The sequence below is a fragment of the Ilumatobacteraceae bacterium genome (assembly GCA_033344875.1).
Classification (GTDB): Bacteria; Actinomycetota; Acidimicrobiia; order Acidimicrobiales; family Ilumatobacteraceae; genus Ilumatobacter.
This window is the reverse complement of sequence record JAWPMO010000001.1, coordinates 2,065,137-2,082,889: the sequence shown is the minus strand read 5'-3', so window position 1 is coordinate 2,082,889 and position 17,753 is coordinate 2,065,137. Positions and strand designations below refer to the sequence as shown.

Annotated in this window: 19 protein-coding genes; 14 read left to right on the top strand and 5 right to left on the bottom strand. The window is 70.2% G+C overall.

The features are described from left to right. The first annotated feature begins 41 nt into the window (after positions 1-41). From R8G01_09850 to R8G01_09820, 7 genes are all read left to right on the top strand, one after another. Positions 42-1,424, top strand: a complete 1,383-nt coding sequence (locus R8G01_09850; GenBank protein ID MDW3214289.1) for an SWIM zinc finger family protein — start codon at positions 42-44, stop codon at positions 1,422-1,424. Further along, entirely contained in the window at positions 1,421-2,221 is an 801-nt protein-coding gene (locus R8G01_09845) for a hypothetical protein (GenBank protein ID MDW3214288.1), read from the top strand. The genes R8G01_09850 and R8G01_09845 overlap by 4 nt, the downstream gene beginning before the upstream one ends. Before the next feature lie 123 nt (positions 2,222-2,344). Further along, complete coding sequence (locus tag R8G01_09840) at positions 2,345-3,595, top strand: FAD/NAD(P)-binding oxidoreductase (GenBank protein ID MDW3214287.1); 1,251 nt, start codon at positions 2,345-2,347, stop codon at positions 3,593-3,595. After that, complete coding sequence (locus R8G01_09835; protein MDW3214286.1) at positions 3,592-4,185, top strand: DUF1641 domain-containing protein; 594 nt, start codon at positions 3,592-3,594, stop codon at positions 4,183-4,185. Before R8G01_09840 ends, R8G01_09835 begins: the two co-directional genes overlap by 4 nt. Further along, positions 4,182-4,499 carry a TusE/DsrC/DsvC family sulfur relay protein gene (locus R8G01_09830; protein MDW3214285.1) on the top strand — a complete coding sequence of 106 codons (318 nt, stop codon included), beginning with the start codon at positions 4,182-4,184 and terminating at the stop codon, positions 4,497-4,499. Before R8G01_09835 ends, R8G01_09830 begins: the two co-directional genes overlap by 4 nt. A 24-nt stretch (positions 4,500-4,523) precedes the next feature. Further along, complete coding sequence (locus tag R8G01_09825) at positions 4,524-4,928, top strand: DsrE/DsrF/DrsH-like family protein (protein ID MDW3214284.1); 405 nt, start codon at positions 4,524-4,526, stop codon at positions 4,926-4,928. Beyond that, the gene (locus R8G01_09820) at positions 4,922-5,134 is read left to right on the top strand and encodes a DsrE/DsrF/DrsH-like family protein (GenBank protein MDW3214283.1); all 213 of its coding nucleotides are present in this window, start codon (positions 4,922-4,924) and stop codon (positions 5,132-5,134) included. Before R8G01_09825 ends, R8G01_09820 begins: the two co-directional genes overlap by 7 nt. A gap of 24 nt (positions 5,135-5,158) precedes the next feature. On the opposite strand, the gene R8G01_09815 is transcribed toward R8G01_09820, so the two are convergent. Continuing rightward, positions 5,159-6,178, bottom strand: a complete 1,020-nt coding sequence (locus tag R8G01_09815) for a GNAT family N-acetyltransferase (protein MDW3214282.1) — start codon at positions 6,176-6,178, stop codon at positions 5,159-5,161. Between the two features lie 134 nt (positions 6,179-6,312). Next, complete coding sequence (locus tag R8G01_09810) at positions 6,313-6,690, bottom strand: MmcQ/YjbR family DNA-binding protein (GenBank protein MDW3214281.1); 378 nt, start codon at positions 6,688-6,690, stop codon at positions 6,313-6,315. Positions 6,691-6,749: 59 nt separating this feature from the next. Here R8G01_09810 and R8G01_09805 point away from each other — a divergent pair, with 59 nt between their 5' ends. From R8G01_09805 to R8G01_09795, 3 genes are read left to right on the top strand one after another with little or no spacing between them, the layout of a single operon-like run. Beyond that, a complete protein-coding gene (locus R8G01_09805) occupies positions 6,750-7,838 on the top strand; it encodes an AAA family ATPase (GenBank protein MDW3214280.1) in 1,089 nt (362 codons plus the stop codon). An 11-nt stretch (positions 7,839-7,849) separates the two neighbouring features. Continuing rightward, the gene (locus R8G01_09800) at positions 7,850-10,051 is read left to right on the top strand and encodes a DUF5682 family protein (protein MDW3214279.1); all 2,202 of its coding nucleotides are present in this window, start codon (positions 7,850-7,852) and stop codon (positions 10,049-10,051) included. After that, positions 10,048-11,196 carry a VWA domain-containing protein gene (locus tag R8G01_09795; protein MDW3214278.1) on the top strand — a complete coding sequence of 383 codons (1,149 nt, stop codon included), beginning with the start codon at positions 10,048-10,050 and terminating at the stop codon, positions 11,194-11,196. Before R8G01_09800 ends, R8G01_09795 begins: the two co-directional genes overlap by 4 nt. Before the next feature lie 3 nt (positions 11,197-11,199). Here R8G01_09795 and R8G01_09790 read toward each other — a convergent pair whose 3' ends face one another. Then, on the bottom strand, positions 11,200-11,910 hold the full coding sequence (locus tag R8G01_09790) for a TrkA family potassium uptake protein (GenBank protein ID MDW3214277.1): 711 nt from the start codon (positions 11,908-11,910) through the stop codon (positions 11,200-11,202). A 25-nt stretch (positions 11,911-11,935) separates the two neighbouring features. After that, the gene (locus R8G01_09785; protein ID MDW3214276.1) at positions 11,936-13,279 is read right to left on the bottom strand and encodes a potassium transporter TrkG; all 1,344 of its coding nucleotides are present in this window, start codon (positions 13,277-13,279) and stop codon (positions 11,936-11,938) included. Between the two features lie 88 nt (positions 13,280-13,367). Between R8G01_09785 and R8G01_09780 the strand changes: the two genes are divergently transcribed. The 3 genes from R8G01_09780 to R8G01_09770 all read left to right on the top strand — a co-directional run bounded on the left by R8G01_09780 (position 13,368) and on the right by R8G01_09770 (position 16,180). Continuing rightward, positions 13,368-13,820, top strand: coding sequence for a hypothetical protein (locus tag R8G01_09780; GenBank protein MDW3214275.1), 453 nt, complete (start codon positions 13,368-13,370; stop codon positions 13,818-13,820). A 65-nt stretch (positions 13,821-13,885) separates the two neighbouring features. Continuing rightward, complete coding sequence (locus R8G01_09775) at positions 13,886-14,596, top strand: hypothetical protein (GenBank protein ID MDW3214274.1); 711 nt, start codon at positions 13,886-13,888, stop codon at positions 14,594-14,596. Between the two features lie 6 nt (positions 14,597-14,602). Then, positions 14,603-16,180 (top strand): DNA polymerase Y family protein, encoded by a 1,578-nt coding sequence (locus tag R8G01_09770; protein MDW3214273.1) that lies wholly within the window; start codon positions 14,603-14,605, stop codon positions 16,178-16,180. Between the two features lie 8 nt (positions 16,181-16,188). Here the strand turns inward: R8G01_09770 and R8G01_09765 are convergent, their stop codons facing one another. Next, positions 16,189-17,028, bottom strand: a complete 840-nt coding sequence (locus tag R8G01_09765) for a response regulator transcription factor (GenBank protein ID MDW3214272.1) — start codon at positions 17,026-17,028, stop codon at positions 16,189-16,191. 105 nt (positions 17,029-17,133) lie between these two features. Between R8G01_09765 and R8G01_09760 the strand changes: the two genes are divergently transcribed. Next, positions 17,134-17,688 (top strand): NUDIX domain-containing protein, encoded by a 555-nt coding sequence (locus tag R8G01_09760; protein ID MDW3214271.1) that lies wholly within the window; start codon positions 17,134-17,136, stop codon positions 17,686-17,688. Positions 17,689-17,753: the final 65 nt, after the last annotated feature.

The window sequence follows — 17,753 nt, the reverse complement described above, 5'->3', positions numbered from 1 at the left end:
CCCGCGCAGCCGTGTCACAGGCGCTCGGTAACGTTCGCTCGGTGCAGGACACGTGGACGATCGAACAGGTGGCGGCGGTGGCGCCGTCGCCCCGTTCGGTCGCCGCGGCCGAGCCGCTCGCGGTGCCGACGCGGTGGACCGCAGTCGGGGCCGATGACCGAGCTCTCTGGGGGCGGTGTCAGGGCTCGGGGGCCGAGCCGTACGAGACCGCGGTCGATCACGCGGAGGTCGCGTGGCGCTGCACCTGCCCGAGCCGCAAGCTGCCGTGCAAGCACGCCCTGGCGCTGCTGCTGCTGTGGGTGCGCGGCGTCGGCGCCGGTACCCGCCCCGAGTCGGTCCAGTCGTGGCTCGACGCCCGTGATCGACGGTCGGCCCACGAGCGTGAGCGTGGCGCCGGCGACCCTTCCGAGCCGGCGCCCGGGGTCGAGCCCGACGCCGACCCCGGCGGTTCCGAACCCACCGATCGTGCCGAACTCGACCGCGCCCGCGACGAGCGTGTCGCCCGCATGCTCGAGGGGCTGACGCAGCTCGACCGCTGGCTCGAAGACCGGATGCGTACCGGGCTCGCCGATCCGGCGCTCGCCCGCTACGCGACCTGGGACGAGCTCGCTGCCCGGCTCGTCGACGCACGGGCCGGTGCCCTCGCCAACCGCGTGCGGCGCCTGGCCGGGCTGGTCGGTGCCGGGCCCGACTGGCACTCCGAGGTGCTCGCCGAACTCGGGTTCCTGCACCTGATCGCACAGGCCGGCCGTCGGCTGCCGACGCTGCCCGGGCCGCTTGCCGACGCCGTTGCCACCGCGTCGGGGTGGCAGGTGCGCCAGGCCGACGTGCTCGCTGGGGTGCCCGAGACCGACGACTGGTTCGTGGCCGGACGCAGCGACGTGCGCGAAGACCGCATCGAGGTCCGGCGGATCTGGCTCCGGGGCGAGCGATCCGGCGCCTGGGCGATGCTGCTGTCGTTCGCCGCGTACCAGCAGCGGCTCGACGACTCGTTCTCGGTGGGCACCGTGGTGCACGCCGACCTGCACCGGTACCCGGGTGGATCGCTGCGCGCGCTGGCGGGCCACCGGTATGCCGACCCGTTGCCGTTCCACACGCCGGCCGCCGTGGGGGTCGCGGCCGCCTGCGACGCCATCGGCACGGCGATCGCACTCGAACCATGGCTCGAGCGGTATCCCGCCACGATCCGCGGCACGCCGTCGGTCCTCGACGGTCGCTGGGTGATCACCGACCAGCACGGCTCGCTCCCGCTGCTCGGCGACGACCGAGCCCTCGCCACCCTGCTCGCCGCGTCGGCCGGCTCGCCGGTCGACGTCACGGTCGAATGGACGCCCCGCGGCGTCCAGCCGCTCACCCTCCATCTCGCCGATCGCACCCTCGACGTCGGACCGCGTGCCGACCCGACCTTCGTGAGCGCCGCATGACCGACGCCGAGCCGCGCCCCGACCTCGACGCCGACTGGCGCGAACTGGTGACGGCGGCACTGCTGGGTACCGACCGGCGGCCGCCGCCCGAACTGAGTCTCCCCGTCGCCGAGGTCGTCGACGACGCCGTCCGCCCTGATGATGCCGCTCGGATGCTGGCGGCGGTCGGTGCGGTCGCCGCGGCCCGTCGGGCATCGTTCGTGCCCGGACCCGCGGCGGTACCGCTGCAACCACCGGCCGACGACGAGCGGCCGTGGTGCAGCGCCGCCGCGGTCGATGCGTGGCACGACATCGTGAGCGAATGGCCGGTGCTCGAGGACGAATGGGTGCTCACCGTGGTCGAACAGGGGCTCCGGGTCCCGCCCGACGCGCTCGCCCACCTGCTCTTCCGGCACCGCGCCGATGCGGTCCGACGGGCGCGGGTCGCGCTCGCCGCCGGACCTGCCGCCCGCTGGCTGACCGACCACCTCGAGCGGCTCGCACCGGCCACGTCGGCCACGGCATCGGCCGAGAGCGTCACATCGCTCCCCGAGCTCCCGGTGTCCCCCGACCTCGCCGAACTCCTGTCCGCCGACGCGCACACCTTCTCGACGCGGCTCGCACAGGGCTTCACGTCGGCGAGCTTCGGTGCGGCACACCAGGCCGTGCTCGTCAACCTGGTGGCGCGCTGCCGGCCGGCGGTGTTGCTCGACGCGGCCGCCGCACTCGACCGGACCGGCGTCGGCCTCGCCCTGGCGCTCGGCGACCTCGCCCGCCTCCGGCACCGCATGTTGACGGCGCTCGGCGCTCAAGTCTGATCGGCTGGCCCGCTCGGGACCTTCGCCCCTGACCCGCGCCGGTGCGGCGGCGCACACTGCGAGGGAGAGGCCGGTCGGTGTTGACGCCGACCGATCTCGGCGAATCCCAAGGAGGGATGCACCATGCGTCAGCTGCTCGTGCTCGGAGCCGGCACCGCCGGGACGATGGCCGTGAACAAGTTGCGGCCCCTGCTCCCGACCGACGAGTGGTCGATCACGATCGTCGACTCGACGCCGGAGCACCACTACCAGCCCGGTTACCTGTTCATCCCGTTCGGGACCTACCGGCCCGACGAGGTCGTCAGACCGACGTCGCAGCTCATCTGCGACGGCGTCGAGGTCCTGCTGGGCGAGGTCGACCTGGTGCGGGCCGACGAATCGGTCGTGATGCTCGCCGACGGCCGCGAGCTCCGCTACGACCAGCTGATCATCGCGACCGGAACCAGCCCACGCCGCGACCAGACGCCGGGACTCGACGGCGACGACTACGGCGTGACGATCCACGACTTCTACACGTTCGAGGGGGCGACACGTCTCGCCGAGGTGCTCGACGGATGGGAGGGCGGACGACTCGTGCTCAACATCGTCGAGATGCCGATCAAGTGCCCGGTCGCCCCGCTCGAGTTCATGTTCCTGGCCGACGCGTTCTTCACCGAGCGCGGGATGCGAGACCGGGTCGAGCTGACCTACGTGACCCCGCTCGACGGGGCGTTCACGAAGCCGGTCGCCGCCAAACACCTGGGCGACATGCTCGACCACCGCGACATCGCGGTCGAACCCGACTTCATGACGATGGAGGTCGACGGCGACCGCAACACGCTCGTCAGCTACGACGATCGTGAGGTCCCCTACGACCTCCTCGTCACCGTGCCGGTCAACATGGGCGCCGACTTCGTCGAACGGTCGGGGCTCGGCGACGAGTTGAACCACGTCGAGGTCGACAAGTTCACGTTCCTCGCCGACGGCCACGACAACATCTTCGCCCTCGGTGATGCATCGAACATCCCGACCTCGAAGGCGGGGTCGGTCGCCCACTTCGCCGTCGACGTCTTCGTCGACAACTTCGTGCAGCACATCGCCGGCAAGCCGATGACCGGCAAGTTCGACGGTCATGCCAACTGTTTCATCGAGTCGGGCAACGGCAAGGGATTGTTGATCGACTTCAACTACGACGTCGAGCCGCTGCCCGGGAAGTACCCGCTGCCGGGGATCGGTCCGTTCTCGCTCCTCGAGGAGACCGCGGCGAACCACTGGGGGAAGCTGATGTTCAAGTGGACGTACTGGAACGTGCTGCTGCCGGGGCGTGAGCTGCCGATCCCGGCGCAGATGTCGATGGCCGGCAAGCAGCGTGTCCTCGCCGAGGTGACGTCATGAGCGCGACCGACACCCGTGTCGACATCCCCGCCGAGCGCCTCGACGTGCTCGAGGCCAAGATCGATCACCTCACCGATCAACTGTCGGGCCTGACCAACCTGCGCATGGTCTCCGACCTCGTGGCCGACCTCACCGAGCTCGGGCCGGACGTCATGGCCCGTGTGGTCGACGGTCTCGACGTGGCTGACCGCAAGGGCTACTTCGGATTCGCCGGCGCAGCGGTCGGTGTCGCCGACCGGGTGGTCACGAACTTCGACGAACACGACGTCGAGCAACTCGGCGACAACGTCGTGGCGATGCTCGAAGCGCTGCGCGAGGTCACACGACCCGAGATGCTCGCGTTCGTGTCGCGCATGGTCGAGGCGGTCCACGCCGAACAGGAGGCGGTCGGCTGGGAGACGGAGGAGCCGCCGAGTCTGTGGGCGCTCGGCCGGCAACTGCGCGACCCCGATGTCCGCCGCGGCATGGCCAGAGCCCTCCACACGCTGCGATCCGTCGCCGTCGAGACCGGCCCACACGCCGATCGGCGGCCCGGAACCCCAACGACCACGCCGAGACCCGGCGACGATGTGAAAGGAGACGTGACATGAGCACGGCAACCATCGCCGGTCAGACGGTCAGCGTCAACGACGAAGGCTTCATGACCGAGTACGACGAGTGGAACGAGGACATCGGGCGCGAGCTCGCCTCGATGATCGGCATCGACGAGCTGACCGACGATCACTGGGCGGCCGTCCGATTCCTGCGCAGCGACTTCGCCGAGCAGGGTGAGACGGCGACCATCCGGCGGGTGACGAAGGTCGGCGGCATCCCCACCAAGCAGCTGTTCGTCCTGTTCCCGAAGAAGCCCGCCAAGAAGATGGCCTACATCGCCGGGCTGCCCAAGCCGAAGGGTTGCGTCTGAGGACGCCACGACCGAAGGAGTCGCATGATGACCACCACCGAGACCACCACCACCGAGACCACCACCACCCAGACCGCCACCAACAACCCCGACACCGTTCCCGACGACGTGCCCAAGGTGCCGGACTTCGGCGACGGCGACAGCGATCGCAAGATCTGCTTCGTCTGCTCGAAGGGCAACCTCGACATGGCGTACCCGGCGCTGATCATGGCCAACGGTGCGCTCGGGGAGGGGATCGAGACCCACATCTTCTTCACCTTCTGGGGCCTCGACATGATCAACAAGAAGACGATGGGCGACCTGAAGTTCACGCCGCTCGGCAACGCGGCGATGCACATGCCCCCCGGCATGGGCAAGCTGTCGGACAAGCACATGCCCCAGGGCCTCGCCGGCCTGCCGGGGAGGCCGGCTTCGCGACCAAGATGTTGAAGAAGCAGATCGCCGACCTCGATGTGCCGGAAGTTCCCGAGTTCCTCCAGATGCTCGTCGACATGGGCGCCCAACTCTGGGCGTGTCAGATGTCGGTCGACATGATGGGTCTCGAGCAGGATGATCTGTTCGACGAGGTGCTCGATGTGATCAACGTCAGCGAGTTCATGGAGCTGTCGGAAGGCGCTCAGATCGTCTTCGTCTGACCCGACATCACACCTCGCTCGACATCACACCTCGCTCGGCACGACGTCCTTCGAATACACGGCCTCGTAGGCGCGGAGTTCGAACCCGAGCCTCGTGTAGAGCTGGAACGCGCCGCCCGGGTTGTTGGTGTCGACGCCGAGCGCCGCCTCGGTCATGCCGCGGTCGCGGAGCTCACGAAGACTCATCGCCAGCAGCGCCCCGGCGATGCCACGGTTCCGCCAGGCCGGGTGCGTCGAGATCTGTTCGGTGTACCCGCGCCGGTATCCCCGCTGCTCGTTCTCCTCGGTGTTGATGAACGACTTCACCTGACCGACGACCTCACCGTCCGGCTCGTCGACCCAGGCGACCTTCCAGAGGGTGTGGTCGATGTACGGCTCGGCCAGCTCGGCGTCCACCATCTCGGGCGTCGGTTCCTCGAAGTCCCATTCGCCGCGGAATGCCTCCAGGTGGGCCTCCCAGATCGCTCGCCGCTCGTCGGGCCGGACCGGGCGGGTGACGACGCCGTTCGGTAACGCCAGATCGGGGATCTCGTCGAGGTGGGGTCGTACCAGCGACGCACCCCACTCGACCGCCGTGAAGCCGCGAGCCTCGAGCCACTCGGCCTCATCTGTCGGCGCACGACCGGGACCCGGATGGGCCGCGAACGCTCGGAACCGGGCCGGTGTGCCGGACGCGAGCCACGTGAGCATGTGGGCTTCCTGCGCGTCGGCGACGACGTCGAACAGTCGGCGGTCGAGATGGTCGGGTCGGATGGGAGCGAACAGGATGCAGTTGGTCGTGCCGTCCTCGTCCTCGGTGCGGCTCACACGGACGTACCCGACGATGGTGCCGGCGTGTTCGATCACGACGATGTCGAGGTTCGGGTCGCAGTCGATCAGATGGGCATACGACGCGTCGAGCTGTTCCACGGTCGGGTACTCGGGGTCACCGAGATGTTCGCGGTACGCGACGAGGACGCCGGTCATGTCGCCGTGGTCGGCGGGTCCGCGGTACGGCCGGGCCCGGTATCCCTCCGGCAGGTGCATGCGGTCGGCGAGGTGCATCCGCCAACGGTAGGTCGGCAGCGCCGACGGATCGCCGGAGGTTTGTCGGTTGCTCGCCTCGGTGGGCCTCGACCGCTGGGTCAGTCGTCAGTCGGCCGTCGGCCGTCAGTCGGCCCTCCGTCGGCCGTCCGTCGTCAGTCGTCGGCGAGTTCGGCGTCGAGGCGTTTCACGAGCGTCTTGGTCGCGACCGCCCGGTAGCTCTCCTCGGTGAAGTCGATGAGCACCTCGTGCTCCTCCTCCGGGACGGCGTCGACGAAGATCGTGACCCAACCGTGCTTGCCGAGCCCGTAGCGCGTGGGGAAGGCCTCGGGGTACGACAGGGCGTGATCTCTCGACTCGGGCAACTTGACGGTCACGACGGGACGCTCGGCGTCGGGACCGCTGACGAACAGGAAGATCTTCTTGCCGACCTTGACCACCCGGTCGCCCCACGGGGTGTCGGGCCAGGCCTCGGGGAGCGACAGCGCGAACTCCTCGACCGACTCGCAGGACCGATGCGCCGGTGTCGTCATGGCGCAAGTCTCGCGTGCCCGACCCGATGCGTGACACCCCGTCGCTAACGTCGGGGCCGATGGCTGACACCGACCAGATCCTCCGGCCGCACGCCGAGGAACAGTACGCCGCCGAGTTGGCGGCGCTCGACGCGGCCGACGACCGGGAGCGGCCCCCCAACTGGCGGCTCTCACCCTGGGCGGTCGTCACCTACCTCGTCGGCGGCGAACTGGCCGACGGGACGGTGATCGTGCCCAAGTACGTCGGTCGGCGGCGCCTGATGGAGATCGCGGTGGCCACGCTCGCCACCGACCGTGCGCTGCTCCTGCTCGGTGTGCCCGGCACGGCCAAGACCTGGGTGAGCGAGCACCTGGCGGCGGCGATCAGCGGCGACTCGACGCTGCTGGTCCAGGGAACGGCCGGCACCACCGAGGAGACCCTCCGGTACGGCTGGAACTATGCGCGGCTCCTGGCCGAGGGCCCGTCGGAGGCGGCGCTCGTGCCCAGTCCGATCTACCGGGCGATGCAGCTCGGGTCGATCGCCCGCGTCGAAGAACTCACCCGGATGCCGTCCGACGTGCAGGACGCGCTGGTGACCGCCCTGTCCGAGAAGTCGATGCCGGTCCCCGAGCTCAACTCCGAGATCGCCGCCACGCGGGGCTTCAACGTGATCGCCACCGCCAACGACCGCGATCGCGGCGTCAACGATCTGTCGTCGGCCCTGCGTCGACGGTTCAACACCGTGGTCCTGCCGTTGCCCGAGACGGCCGACGAAGAGATCGCGATCGTGTCGCAACGTGTCAACGAGCTGGGCGCCGCGCTGTCGTTGCCACCGCTCACACCGGCCGCCGACGAGATCCGGCGCGTCGTCACCGTGTTCCGCGAGTTGCGAGCAGGTGTCACCGGTGACGGCGGCACCAGCCTCAAGGTGCCCAGCGGCACCCTCTCCACCGCCGAGGCGATCTCGGTCGTCACCAACGGTCTCTCGCTCGCTGCGCACTTCGGCGACGGCGAGCTCTCGGCCGACGACGTCGCGGCCGGTGTCGTGGGCACGGTCGTGCGCGACCCGGTCCACGACGGCATCGCCTGGCGCGAATACCTCGAGGCGGTCGTCGCCGACCGCGACGGCTGGGGCGACTTCTACGACGCCTGCCGCGCGCTCGACTGACGGCGCCGACGATGGGCCTCCACCTGCTCGGGATCCGACACCACGGCCCGGGTTCGGCGCGTTCGGTGATCCGAGCGCTCGACGAACTCCGGCCGTCGATCGTGCTGGTCGAGTCGCCGTTCGAGACGACGTCGGCGTTCCGGTGGGTCGGCGACCCGGGCCTCGAGCCGCCGGTGGCGTTGCTCGGGCACGTCGTCGACACGCCGCGTCGGGCCGTCTTCGCCCCGCTGGCGTCGTTCAGTCCCGAGTGGCAGGCGATCGCATGGGCGAACGAGCGGGACGTTCCCGTCGAGGCGATCGACCTGCCGCTGGCCAACAGCCTGGCGCAGACCTCCGACGACGAGGCGCTGCTCGCCGGCGGTGCGCCGGTCGACCCGCTCGGAGCGCTGGCGGCGGCGGCCGGCGAACCCGACGCCGAGCGATGGTGGGACGACGTGATCGAGCACCGCGGCGACGGTCTGGTCGCGTTCGAGGCGGTGGCCGAGGCGATGGCGGCGGTCCGGTCCGGCACCGTCCCGTCGACCTCCGAGCTGCGACGCGAGGCCCACATGCGCAAGCGCATCCGAGCCGCTCGCAAGGACGGCCATGACACGATCGTCGTCGTGTGCGGGGCCTGGCACGTGCCGGTGCTCGACCCCGGTGCGTCCGGTGCGCCCACCGCCACCACCGACGCAGCCACGTTGCGCGGATTGCCCAAGGTCAAGGTGGCGGTCAGCTGGGTGCCCTGGACGCACGAGCGGCTCGCGACGGCGACGGGGTACGGCGCCGGTGTGGCGAGCCCCGGGTGGTACGACCACGTGTTCCGACATCCGGGGTCCGACGGTGTCGCTCGCTTCTTCGTCGACGCGGCGCGCGTGCTCCGCGCCGCCGACATGTCGGCGTCACCCGATCACCTGATCGCCGCGACCCGCATGGCCGACACGCTGGCGACGATCCGCGGCCGGCCGCGCCCCGGGTTGTCCGAGGTGCTCGACGCCGCCGACGCCGTGATGGGCGGGCTGCCGCTCGTGCGACGACGGCTGGTGGTCGGGAGCGCGATCGGGTCGGTGCCCGACGACGCTCCCCAGGTGCCCCTCGCACGCGACCTGGCCGCCCGGCAACGGTCGGCACGCCTGAAGCCCGAACCCGACGAGCACACGGTCGAACTCGATCTCCGCACACCGAACGGTCTCCGGCGCTCGCACCTGCTCCACCAACTCGCCGCGATCGGGGTCCCGTGGGGCACGCTCGAAGACGGGCGCGGCAGCAGCGGTACGTTCCGTGAGACGTGGCGGGTGGCGTGGCGGCCCGAGTGGTCGATCCGTGTCATCGAATACGCCGCCTACGGCACCACCGTCGAGCAGGCGGCGACGACTCGCCTGGTCGAGCGGGCCCACGATGCTGCCGGCCTCGTCGAGATCGCGACCGTGCTCGACCAGGCGCTGCTCGCCGCACTGCCCGACGCCGTCGACCCGATCGTCGGCGTGTTGGCGACCCGTGCTGCCGACGATCCCGACACCGCGCAGCTGATGGCGGCCCTCGGCCCGCTCGCCGAGGCGCGTCGGTACGGCGACGTCCGAGCGACCGACGCCGAGGCGGTCGCGTCGGTCTTCGACGGGCTGGTCGTGCGCGTCCTGGCCGGCGTGGTCCCCGCGTGCGCTTCGCTCGACGACGACGCAGCCGCGCTGATGGTCGAGCGGCTCAGCGGAGTCCACCAGGCGCTGGCATTGGTCGATCACCCGGCCCGTCACCGGGCGTTCCCGCAGGTCCTCGAGCAACTGAGTGAGGAGCGTGGTCACGGCCGCGGTCACGGTCGTGTCCACGGGCGGGCGACGCGCATCCTCCATGACACCGGCCACTGGTCGGCCCGCCAGGTCGAGCTGCGCCTGGGGCGAGCACTGTCGTACGGCACCGCGCCCGCCGTCGGCGCAGCCTTCGTCGAGGGGTTCCTCGCCGGCAGCGGCACCGTGCTCGTGCACGACGCCGAACTCCGTTCGGTCGTCGACCGGTGGCTCTCGTCGCTCGACCCCGACGCGTTCGACGAGACCGTCCCACTGCTGCGGCGCACGTTCGGCGCGTTCGAGTCGGCTGAGCGTCGGCAGCTCGGGCGCCTGGTCGCCGGTGAAGAACGTGAGGTGCTCGTCGGGTTCGGCCCCGGCCATGACGACGCTCGGGCCGCTGCAGCCCTCGTCACCGTTCGCCACCTGCTGGGCCTCCCGGTGGAGGCGTCGTGACCGGCGACCTCGCCCGGGTCTCCGAGACCGAACGGTTGCGCAGGTGGCGGCTCGTGCTCGGTGGGGGAGAGGCCGACGGCACCGGCGGCGAACTCGGCGGCGACGACCTCCGTGTCGACGCGGCGATGGCCGCCGTCTACGACCACGATGGTCGACGGCGGTCGGGTGGCCGCGGCGCCGGTCGTTCGGGCGGACTCGGCCGCAGCGCGCCGCGTGTGGCCCGATGGCTCGGCGACATCCGCACCTACTTCCCGAAGCCGGTCGTGCAGGTGATGCAGCGCGACGCGATCGAACGGCTCGACCTCCGCCAACTCCTGCTCGAGCCCGAACTGCTCGAGTCGATCGAGCCCGACATCCACCTGGTGACGCTGCTGGTCGAGCTGAACCACCTGCTGCCCGACGAGACCCGCGCGACCGCTCGGATGGTCGTCGCCCGGGTGTTGGCCGATCTCGAAGCCCGCCTGACCGACCGCACCCGCACCGCCGTGCAGGGAGCGTTGGCGCGGGCCAACCGGTCACGCCGGCCCCGCCCCGGCGACGTCGACTGGCTGCGGACCATCCACGCCAACCTGCGCCACTTCCAACCGCGGTACGGCACGGTGATCCCCGAACGGCTGATCGGGTTCGGTCGTCGTCAACGCAGCCTCGCCAAGGAGGTCGTGATCGCCGTCGACCAGTCCGGCTCGATGGCCGACAGCGTCGTGTACGCATCGCTGTTCGGCGCCGTGCTGGCGCAACTCCCGTCGCTGCAGACGCGACTGGTCGCGTTCGACACGGCGATCACCGACCTCACGCCGGTGCTGCACGATCCGGTCGACGTGCTGTTCGGGGTCCAACTCGGCGGTGGCACCGACATCGCGGAGGCGCTCGGCTACTGCCGCCAACTGATCACCCGGCCGACCGACACGGTGCTCGTCCTGATCAGTGATCTGTTCGAGGGCGGCAACGCCGAGCTGATGCGGACCCGTGTGGCGCAGCTGACCCGTTCGGGTGTGACCGTGCTGTGTCTGCTCGCGCTCAGCGACGAGGGGGCACCGGTGCACGACCGACAGGCGGCCGACGACCTCGTGCAACTCGGCGCCACGGTCATGGCGTGCACTCCCGACGAGTTCCCGGCCGTGCTCGCCGACGCGCTCGACGGCTGAACGTCAGCGGTCGGGGTCGGCGAACCGTTCGACGTGCTCTCGGTGCCCGGCCACCACGATCAGGTCGCGTTCGTCCAGCACCGTCTCGCGGTCCGCGTACGTGAACGCCTGCCCCGTCTTCTTCACGCACACCACGGTCACCTTGTACCGGTCGCGCAATCCCGATTGGCCGAGCGGGACACCCGAGAGTTCGGGTGGCGCGGTCATCTCGACCATGACGAAGTCTTCGTCGAGCGCGACGTACTCGATCATGTCGCCGGTGACGAGGTGGGCGACCCGCTTGCCCATCTCCGCCTCGGGATACACGACGTGGTGGGCGCCGACCCGCTGGAGGATCCGTCCGTGGGCGCCGGTGATCGCCTTGGCCCAGATGTTCCTGACGCCGAGGTCGACCAGTGCGGTGACGGTGAGGACGCTCGCCTCGATGCCCGTCCCGATGCAGACGACGACGGTCACGGCATCGGCGGCGCCCACCTGCTTGAGGGCCTTCGGGCTGGTCGTGTCGGCCTGGACCACGTGGGTCAGCGCGCCGGCGTGATCTTGCACGGTCTGCTCGTTCGCGTCGATGCCGAGGACCTCGTACCCCATCTCGATCAACGTGTGCGCCAACGACGACCCGAATCGACCGAGACCGATGACGACGATCTCCCCCTCGTGCTCGATCCGGTCGGGTGAGATGCTCCGCAGCATCGTCTGGATGATCTTCTCGGACATGACGGCTCCTGGTGGTGTCGGTCGATCAACCGATGATCGGACGTTCTTCGGCGAAACGGTAGACGCGCACGCTCGGTCTGATCGCCAGCGCCGCGATGAACGTGACCGACCCGATCCGGCCGATCAGCATCACGATGATCAGCAGCAGTTGGCCGCCGTGGGGGAGTGCGTCGGTGATGCCGGTCGAGAGTCCGACCGTCCCGAACGCCGAGGCCGCCTCGAACAGCGTCTCGGTGAGCGGGAACGGGGAGATCGCGGTCAGGGTGATCGCCGTCGCGAACACGATGCCGACCGCGAGGAACGCCACGGTGGTCGCCTGCCGGATCACCTGACCGGGGAGACGCCGGTGGAAGGCGTTGACGTCCCGGTGTCCCCGGATCTCGGACCACATCGCGAACCCGAGCACGGCGAACGTCGTGACCTTGATGCCACCGCTGGTCGATGCCGGTCCGGCGCCGATGAACATCAGCGCGGTCATGAAGTTGAGGGTCGGTTCGCGCTGGGCGCCGATGTCGATCGTGTTGAACCCGGCGGTGCGCGGCGACACGCCCTGGAACCACGCGGCCTGGAACTTGTCCCACACGCTCATCAGCCCGAGCGTGTCGGGATTGGTCCACTCGGCGACGAGCACGACGAGTGGACCGAGCACGATCAGGACGAGCGTCGCGACCAGGGTGATGCGGGTGTGCAGGCTCCATTGGCGGGGCCGGATCCGACGTCGGAGCTCGACGAGGATCGGGAAGCCGAGCCCACCGATCACGAACGCCGCCGTGATCGGGAACACGACGAAGGGGTCGTCGACGAACTGGCTGAGACTGTCGGACGAGAGCGCGATGCCGGCGTTGTTGAACGCCGAGATGCCGTGGAACACCGAGCTGTACGCGGCCCGGCCGATGTCGGCATCGTCGACCGTGGCGAGGTGTGCGAACAGGATCAACGCGATCGACCCCTCGACGAGGATCGTGATCTTCGCGATCGCCCCGATGAGATAGCGGAGTTCGCCGATGTCGATCGCACCGATCTCGGCCTGGGCGAGCATGCGCTGACGGAGGCCGACGCGACGCGAGGCCACGATCGCCAGCACCGATCCGATCGTCATGATGCCGAAGCCACCGATCTGGACGAGTGCCAGCAGCACGAGTTCACCGAACAGCGAGAAGGTCGAGACGTCGACGGTGCCGAGCCCGGTGACGGTCGACGCCGAGGTCGCCCAGAACAGCGAGTCGTGCCATCCCGGATGATCGAGTCCACCGTCGACCGAGATCGGGAGCCGGAGCAGGACGGTGCCGACCGCGATGAGGGACACGAACGCAGCGAGCACCAGCTGGGCTGGGTTGCGGGCGACCCCGAGGATCCGGCCGAAGATCACGTGCGCACCTTATGGCTGCGGGGTGGGTCGACGAGGTCTCCCGACGCGTTCTCGCTCTCCCGGGCACGGGCGCTAGCGTGTGGCGCTTATGGGTCAGCTCGTCGGAGTCGTCGAAAAGCCGAGTAGTGCACCGGGTGTGGTCCGGTTCGAGCTCAACCGGTCGTTGTCCGGTATGGGGCACGAGCGGTTCGCGTCGGCGCTCGACGCGGTCGGGCCGCGGCCGTCGGCCGAGTTGGCACGCCAGTTGTTCGAGACCGGCAGGGTGTCGCACGTGCACGTGTACGGCAACATGATCACGGTCGACCTCCAGAAGGGGTACGACTCCGAGGGTCTGTCCGATGTCGTTCGGGAGATGTACCGCTACTGGAAGCCGGGCGTGGTGCCGCCCGAGTTCGACGACCTGCCGGCCGAGGAGCCGGCGGCGGTCGAGGGCGGGGGCGAAGACGGTGCCGAGATGTCGGAGGCCGCCAAGCTGGTCCCCGCACACCTGCTCGAGCGGGGCCGTGCGGCGCGTGAGAAGTGGAAGGCGAAGCAGGGCTGATCCGCTGATCAGGTGCTGAACCCGGCCCCTGGCGTATCGAACATCTGTTCGATAGCCTGGGTCGGGTGAGTCTGGCATCCCTCGTCCCCGCCCGTGACCGGTGTGTCCCGGTCGACGAGGCGTTCGCTCCGATGTTGCCCGATGCCGGATTGGTCAGGGGGCGGATCGTCGGCTGCACCGGTCCGGCGGCGATGTCGCTCGGCCTGGCGTTGGCCGCCCGAGCGACCACGACCGGTTCGTGGCTGGCGGTGGTCGGTGTCCCGATGCTGGGGGTCGAAGCGGCCGCCGAACTCGGGGTGCCGCTCTCGCGGCTGGTTGCGATCGACGTCGACGGTCGCCCGGCGGCGTGGGCGGAGCGTGTGGGCGCTGCCGCCGACGGGTTCGATCTGATCCTCACCCGTCCACCGGCCGGCGCCGACCGTGTCGTCAGGAAGGTGCGGCAGCGGTTGCAGGCCCGAGGGGTGGTGTTGATCGCCGTCGGCCCGTCGAACCCGGGCATCGGCTGCGACGTCGAGTTCACCACCACCTCGGTCGCCTGGGCCGGGTTGGGCTCGGGGCACGGCTCGCTGGCAGCTCGGCGGGCGACGGTGCGCGTCGGTGGCCGTCGGGTGCCGCGTCCGGTCGAACGCGACCTCTGGTTGCCGGGCCCGGGTGGACGCGTCGAGGTCGTTCCCGAGCGTCACGGTGACATCGACGCCCACCTCGACGTCGATGTCGACGTCGATGTCGACGTCGATGTCGACGTCGACGGGCGCGAGCTGCGTCGCGCGGGATGAGTTGCGGTGTCGACGTCCGATGTCCCCCGACTCGTCACCGTCTGGTGTCCTGATTGGCCGGTCGTCGCGGCGCGGGTCGCGCCGGATCGACCGGCGGCGGTGTTCCGTGCGAACCGGGTGATCGCCCGCTCGCCGGCAGCGGCGGCCGCGGGGGTGCAGCCGGGCGAGCGTCGACGATCGGCCCAGGGCTCGTGCGCGGAACTCCTCGTCCTCGATCACGACCCCGACCGTGACGCCCGTGCCTTCGAGCCGGTCGTGCGGGCGATCGCCGACATGGCGCCGCGACTCGAGGTCGTCGAACCGGGGTGGGTCTGCCTGCTGGCCAGGGGGCCGTCGAGATACTTCGGTGGCGATCGGTCGATGGCCGAACGGATGGTCGAGATCGTGGCCGATACCACGGGCGCACGACCGGGGGTGGGGGTCGCCGACGGCCGGGCCGCATCGGCGATCGCCGCCCGTCGGGCCACCCGGACCCGCACGGGTGTCGTCGTGGTCCCGCCGGGCACGTCGACGGCATACGTCGACGGGTTGCCGGTCGCCTGGCTGCGAGAGCTGGGTGAGGTGTCGGCCGAGCTGATCGACCTGTTCGTCCGGCTCGGTCTTCGGACACTCGGGCAGTTGGCCGGGCTGCCCCCTGGCGACGTGCTGGCCCGGTTCGGCGCGGAGGGCCTCCACGCCCACCGGATCGCTGGAGGTGACGACCAGCGTCCCAGCGCAGCCGTCGACCCGCCGCCCGAATGGTGGATCGACGAGGTGTTCCCCGAACCCGTCGAGCAGCTCGAGACCGTCGTGTTCGTTGCGAAGCGACTCGCCGACTCACTGGTCGCGCAGCTGTCCGCCGACGGCCGGGTCTGCGTGCGGCTCGTCGTCGTCATCGAGACCGAACACGGCGAGCGCAGCGAACGTGCGTGGTACCGCGATCAGGGGTTGTCCGCGTCGGCGATGGTCGAACGTGTCCGCTGGCAGCTCGACGGGTGGGTGGCACAGCCCGAGGGCCTGAGCGGCGGCATCGCGCTGGTTCGTCTGATCCCCGACGAGCTGCGCAGCGACGACGGCGTCCAGGGCGGTTTGTGGGGCGGCAGGTCCCAGGCCGATCACGACGCGGCGCGCGCGATCGTGCGGCTCTGTGGGATCGCCGGTGACGAGGCGGTGCGGGTGCCGATGTGGGCGGGCGGCCGGCTGCCCGCCGAGCGGTACCGCTGGGTGCCGGCCGCCTCGGTCGATCTCGACGAACCGACCGACCGGCTCGACCGTGGTGACGGGCCGTGGCCGGGCGGGCTCCCGGCACCGTCGCCCGCCGTGGTTCCCGACGAGCCGGTACCGGTCGAGGTGCTCGACGAACACGGTGGCGTGGTGCAGGTCAACGGACGTGGCGACGTGAGTGCCCCACCGGTGACACTGGCGTTCCCGACGGCGCGGCACCGTCTGGTGGCGTGGTCGGGGCCGTGGCCCGTCGAGCAGCGGTGGTGGTCACCCGATCGGGCGCGACGGTTGGCTCGGTTCCAGGTGGTCACCGAGCACGGTGTTGCGCATCTGGTCGGGGTCGAACAGCAGCGCTGGTCGATCCTGGCGACGTATTCGTAGCGACGGGCTCAGGCCGAAATGGGGGTGCCGGTGTCGAGATCGACATCGTCATCGACATCGACCGTGGCCGGGGCCTCGGTGCGGATCGCCTCGGGGACACCGGTCGACGCAGCTTCTTCGGCGGCGTCGAGCAGTTCGTTGCTGATGCGGAAACCGACGCCGCGCACGGTGTGGATGATCCGCATGTCGCTGGCGACCTGATCGAGCTTGCGTCGCAGATTCGAGAGGTGCACGTCGACCACATGGGTGTCGCCGACCCAGTTCGGGCCCCAGACCGACTCGAGGAGGGCGTCGCGAGACGCCACTTCGGTCGGGCGGCGGCAGAGATGTTCGAGGAGGGAGAACTCGATCCTGGTGGCGGCGACCTCGGTGTCGCCGAACCGGATCTCGTGGCGTCCGGTGTCGACCTTGAGCGGGCCGAGCGCGATCACGGTCTGCTGGACGGGATCCCAGTCGCCGCGCATCTCGCGCGGTCGGCGGAGCATGGCCTGGCAGCGAGCGGCGATCTCGTCGGGGGTGACGGGCATCGACACGGCGTCGTCGGCGCCCGAGCGCAGGATCTCGACCCGGGCTCGGTCGCGTCCGGCCGATTCGATGCAGAGCAGATAGCTGTCGGTCGCGCTGCGGAGCTGCTGGTAGAGCGGACGGCTGTCCTTGTCGTGCATCTCGGTGTCGACGACGAGGACATCGGGCGAGAACGACTCGGCGAGGATCGCAACGGCATCGGCATCGCTCGGTGCACTGACGGAGAACCCGGCCGAACGGAGTCCGGCCTCGTTGGTGCGCCGCAGACGGAGATCGTCGATGGCGAGCAGTACTCGGGGGGAAAACTGTGTGTTTGGTTCCATGGTGAGCGTGCAGTCGTTCGGTGAGCGGCTGTGATTCACGTATCGGCCGAGCGGTGGTCGGACTCAAGCGGTTTTGTTCAATTTTCCTCTGGTTACGGTGGCCCCATGAGCGAGACGATGCGTGAGCAGGTGCGGCGGAGCGTCGCCGAGCGAGTTCCGATCGACGAGGTGGAGCAGGCGAGCATCGCGACGTTCCTCGGGCACTACGACGAACTGCGGGACCCGATGAGCCAGGAGTCCGACGTCATCCACGTCACGGGGTCGGCGATCGTGACCGGACCACGGGGTGTCGTGCTGCTGCGCCACAAGCGGCTCGGGCTCTGGTTGCAGCCCGGTGGACACGTCGATCCGGGGGAGACGCCGTGGGAGGCGGCGTTGCGCGAAGCGCAGGAGGAAACGGGGCTGGAGGTCGCCTTCGCCACCGTGGGTGACGACGGTGTGCCTCCGCTGGTGCACGTCGATGTGCACCCGGGCGGCCGGGGGCACACGCACCTCGACCTCCGCTACCTGGTCGACGGTGGCGACGCCGACCCCGATCCGCCCGCCGGCGAGAGCCAGGAGATCGGCTGGTTCGCGTGGCCCGACGCCGTCGACCGGGCGAGCGACGAGCGGCTCACGGCACTGCTCCGACACCTGTCGCGGCCCGACGCCGAGGACTGAATCGGGTGCAGCAGCCGGGTCCGGTAGCAGGGCGGTAGCAGCCGGCCAGATCGTCGGGCACGGGC